This window comes from Vibrio sp. Vb0937, from assembly GCF_033338855.1.
The window spans coordinates 1-1,339 of sequence record NZ_JAWOTK010000222.1 but is presented as its reverse complement, the minus strand read 5'-3'; the positions used below and the strand labels follow the sequence as shown (position 1 = coordinate 1,339).

Annotated in this window: 1 protein-coding gene and 1 pseudogene; both read right to left on the bottom strand. The window is 43.9% G+C overall.

Annotation, left to right across the window (positions count from 1 at the left end):
• A pseudogene (locus R7P67_RS24600) lies at window positions 1-213 on the bottom strand (YjiH family protein); the annotation flags it as partial.
• Window positions 214-681: 468 nt separating this feature from the next.
• On the bottom strand, window positions 682-1,339 hold a 658-nt coding region (locus R7P67_RS24595; protein WP_318086289.1), incomplete at its 5' end, for a YoaK family protein.

Genomic DNA, 1,339 nt, shown 5'->3' with positions numbered 1-1,339 from the left:
GACAGCCATGAAAGCGATAATAGCGGTAACGATAGCAATAAGTGCATCGCCAAGTAAGGCAGGAATGACTTTTGCCATGACTGCAACAGGGATAGTGAGGTCGCCATTGTAAGAAATAGGCGCCATAAACAGCAGAAGACCGATTAGGGATGGAATGAAGAACATCCAAAAGTTGCCCTTAGGTGCTTCAGTAGCATTGGTGTTGTTATGCATAGTTTTCTCGTGTTACTACTAGTCAATACTCGCCATATTCCATGACATAAATATTCACTAAACATCCGTATTTAATCACAGTGATGCGGAGGGTACCCGCAAACTGCATCCATTGCAATACTATTCATTAAATACATGTAGTTATTCAGCCGATTTATCGGATAAATTGCCAAATAACGCCATTGTGTATATGAAAATGTTGCGTGTGTTAGAAAATTGTAGCACGAGAGGCGTGCTGTGCAGATTCTTATGGGGCGCAGTGTGACTGGAATAATAAAAAGACGGGCAAATGTGATTACGATCTCACGTAAATTACCTTGGTTTTTAGGCTTAACCTTAATAGTACTAAGGGCTATAGAAGGCTGTATTGAGTGTTATATAAAGAAAGTTGAGACAGTCGAAGGTGGATTGGAATGAAGCAGAGTCGCAACGGATTCATGCATTGATGGCTGAATCCGTTGCTTGAAATTAAGCGTTTTGGTTGCGACTGATGGAGTAAAGGTAAGCCCAGTAAATTAGCGCGATACCAAAGGCTAAAATTGCAGGAAATACCAGAGCATACAAGCCATAAGCCATAAATAAGGCAGCGCCGACGCTCCCGCCTAGTAAAAAACCAAAGAAGATGAATAGAAACAACTTAGCTTTACGGCGGTCAAATTGACGTCCTCGTAAGCTCTCACCAATCATAATGCCAAGGTCGGTAATGATCCCCGTCATGTGTGTCGTTCGGACAACTGCGCCACTAAAAGTGGTGATCATCGCATTCTGCAAACCACATGCTGCTGACGCTAAGTATTGGCCGTAGGAGTCGCCCTCGACCAAGAAGCCTAAACTTAACAGTAACAAACTCCCTTCAATACAAAGTGCCACACCATAGCGTCGGCCAAGCTTTAAAGCGCTACTCTCAATAAAGAAGCCGCTAAACGCAGAGCCAATCAAAAAGCTGAATACGATAAAGAGCAGGTGAATGGAATTATCCATACCTGTTAATAGGCTATTCCCTAGCTGAGTTACGGTTCCGGAAAGATGCGTTATCGCTTGATGTTGAAAGCCGAGAAGACCAACGGCATTGACGCAGCCCGCGAGAAGGGCAAGTAGAAACGCGCCATATTCCACCCAACGAGGA